Origin of the sequence: Moorena sp. SIO1F2, assembly GCF_010672755.1 — a bacterium.
GTDB lineage: Bacteria > Cyanobacteriota > Cyanobacteriia > Cyanobacteriales > Coleofasciculaceae > Moorena.
On the sequence record NZ_JAAHFV010000537.1, the window covers coordinates 1 to 3,021 of the forward strand.

The 3,021-nt window shown below is 42.8% G+C and carries 4 protein-coding genes; 2 read left to right on the plus strand and 2 right to left on the minus strand.

Annotation, left to right across the window (positions count from 1 at the left end):
* Window positions 1-8 precede the first annotated feature (8 nt).
* On the plus strand, window positions 9-86 hold the full coding sequence (locus F6J94_RS32345) for a cupin domain-containing protein (protein WP_293047736.1): 78 nt from the start codon (window positions 9-11) through the stop codon (window positions 84-86).
* Between the two features lie 118 nt (window positions 87-204).
* On the opposite strand, the gene F6J94_RS32350 is transcribed toward F6J94_RS32345, so the two are convergent.
* The gene (locus tag F6J94_RS32350) at window positions 205-633 is read right to left on the minus strand and encodes a hypothetical protein (protein WP_293023690.1); all 429 of its coding nucleotides are present in this window, start codon (window positions 631-633) and stop codon (window positions 205-207) included.
* A gap of 254 nt (window positions 634-887) precedes the next feature.
* On the opposite strand from F6J94_RS32350, the gene F6J94_RS32355 reads away from it, so the two are divergent.
* Window positions 888-1,748 (plus strand): inositol monophosphatase family protein, encoded by an 861-nt coding sequence (locus F6J94_RS32355; RefSeq protein WP_367142310.1) that lies wholly within the window; start codon window positions 888-890, stop codon window positions 1,746-1,748.
* Between the two features lie 202 nt (window positions 1,749-1,950).
* On the opposite strand, the gene F6J94_RS32360 is transcribed toward F6J94_RS32355, so the two are convergent.
* Entirely contained in the window at window positions 1,951-2,853 is a 903-nt protein-coding gene (locus tag F6J94_RS32360; RefSeq protein WP_293047733.1) for a ChaN family lipoprotein, read from the minus strand.
* Window positions 2,854-3,021 lie beyond the last annotated feature (168 nt).

A 3,021-nucleotide genomic window follows, 5' to 3' on the forward strand; every position in this document is an offset into this window, starting at 1 on the left:
AAGGAGATTTGGTAACTTTCCCAGCTGGAATGTCTTGCACCTGGAAGATTCTTTCTAATGTTAGAAAACACTATCAATTTGGCTAAAAGTTTGAGGTAATTTTGTCTAAGATTTTAGGGAGTAGGGAGTAGGGAGTAGGGAGTAGGGAGTAGGGGGAATAAAAACGAAGTAATTAACCGGAATTGATCTCCCTACTTGATATACCTACTTTATTGTTTCACTGATATGCTTCTCTAATTCTTCTAATAATTGATCGACATCTTTACCAACTTGCTCAAAGCACTCCGGTGGTGAAAGTTCAGGTTCAAATTGAATCAGTTTCAACTGTCCATTACCAATACCAATAATCAAAACTTCTTGCTCAGGTTTATGAGCATCCACCACTCCCAAAATTTCCTGAATTTGGTGATTAACCTGACGATTTAGGGTCTCTATTGCTTCCCTAGGACAGTAAACAAAATGTGGCTTTGGTTTCATGTCAAGTCCGAGGGTCTCATCACTTTCTCCTTTTTCTAGAAATAGCCCCCAAGCCAGTGCAGCTAGTTCTTTCTGATTGGCTTTAACAAACTGATCTAACTGATGTTGCCACTTGTGTATTGCTAAGTCTTGCCGATTACTACCGAATAAGTTCATATCGTATTTATCAATCTGGATTTTAGGGAGTAGGGAGTAGGGAGTAGGGAAGGTTGGCAAGTTGAAGGGTTGCCAAGTTCCGTAGCGTGGCCTATTGGCCAAGGTTCAACGGAAACGAACCTTTAAGCAATAGTACATAGTTAATATATTCGGCAACTTTGACCTGCTCTGTGGGGATTGTCTAGAGTTAAACAAACCACAAACTAACTCAACAAACTAAGGTAGATGGGTGGTTTTTACCGGAGAACGACACCATGATATCATGTCCGGTACCGCGCACCACCGGACTTGATATGAATGATTTTTGGACAGATATTCTCAACTTTGCCAAGGACACCACAAACCGTGTCGGTAATCGGCACCTTAAGGACTTTGGTCAGGTACAAGGGTCCGAAAAAGCCGATGGTACGTTAGTGACCCAGGCGGACAGGTGGGCAGATCAAGAAATTAGAGATGCGATCGCATCTGATTTCCCCAGCCATGGCGTACTGAGTGAAGAAGCATCCCACCAATTTCCTGAGTCTGAATGGTGCTGGATTATTGACCCTCTTGATGGCACCACCAACTTTACTAGAGGAATTCCCCTGTGGGGGGTTTCCTTAGGCTTGTTGTATCAGGGAACTCCAGTGTTTGGTTATATTCATTTTGCTCCTGTCCAGCAATCTTTTCATGGTTTTTGGCTGGGGAAATCGGAGCTCAGCGGTGTAGAAAACGGTGCTTTTCTCAATGGACGTCCCATCCACAGCAGCCAGGATTCCCCTAGCCAAAACCACTTTTTCAACCTGTGCGCCCGTAGTACCTCAGTGATGAAGCAACCCTTCCCCTGCAAAATTCGGATGCTAGGGGTTGCCAGTTACAACTTTCTGGCCACTGCCAACGGTGTCACCTTAGGAGGAGTGGAAGCAACCCCGAAAATTTGGGATTTTGCTGGAGCTTGGGTGATTATTCACGCAGCTGGGGCAGTTTGGGTACCCCTAGATTCTCAGGAAATTTTCCCCTTGCAAGTGGGCCAAGATTACGGTGAGCGGTCGTTTCCGACTCTAGTTGCAGCACGTCCGGAATTAGTGAGTGTGTTTAAGCCCTTGGTAGAGTTTCTTGGGAATAAGACAATTTGAATGAATTAAGAATTAAGAATTAAGAATTAAGAATTAAGAATTAAGCATGGAGAATGGAGAATTCTAAATTCCCAATTCCCAATTCCCAATTCTAAATTCTAAATTCCCAATTCCCAATTCCCAATTCCCAATTCTAAATTCTAAATTCCCAATTCTACATTATAAATTCCCAATTCTACATTCTACATTCTACATTCTTAATTCAAAAGAGATGTTCCCATAAATAATCTGCGATCGCATTTTCTCCTGCCAGTTTCTCTGACTGAACACCCAACAAAACGGAAATTTGTTCCAACTGATTATTGAATCGTCGAGCAACCCGACTGGGTATACCGTAGCCATAGATAATATGACCTTGCCCAGCAATCACTACTACTTGATAATCTGGGTTAGCTTGGGCAAACAAAGCAATCTTCTCTGCCATGGTTTCATCCCATAACACTTGGGCAGTGAAAAAATTGTCGAAGTTGCGACTATTGCTATGACCGGCGTGGTGATGTTGTTGGTAGAATCCCTGAATCAGGTTGCGGTAATCAGCATTATCTGTGCGAATTTCCGATAATGGGGGAATATGTTCCTGCTCAGCAGATGTTAAACTCTCTAAACCCCTACGGGCTACTTTACGAGTGACCTCAGTAGGTGTATTTAAGGCTAACACAGGCAGTTGATTAGTTTTAGCAAAGCGTACCAGGGGAGCATAATATTCCCAAGGGAAGCCCCAGCGTTGTTCATACTCACTTTGCTTAACCAACTCAGCTTCTGTAATTTTCCCGGCTAGGTATTGATCCAGGATATCTTGAGCTGGGCGCTGGAACATTTCCATTGCGATCGCAATTTTGGAATTTTCACGAGTTAGTGCTTTAATAATCGCTAACTGCGCCTCATGATCTTTTTGGCTGCTGTGAGTTTCTCCTAAATAGATAACCCGGGCTTTTTTCCATTCCGGTAATACCTCCGGTAGGGATAGTAGATTAACCGTTTCTATCTGTTGTTGCTGGCTAGTGGCAGTTGAACTATTATGTTGAGTATGTTGAGCAAAAGCTGGGGTAGTACAGAGAACGAAAATTCCCAGGGAATAAACAACGACTTTGGTAATTGTGCCCATATAAAAGTGATAATAGCTACTCAAAAATCCAACTGGTCATGTTTACTGGTCATGTTTAGCTTAACGTGATTCAGAATTGGCAGGAAGTAATTGAGCATCACAAAATTCCAAAAGCCGATTCAAAGCCCAAAATTCATCCACATCACCTTTGCCTGTACTAATGTGAGC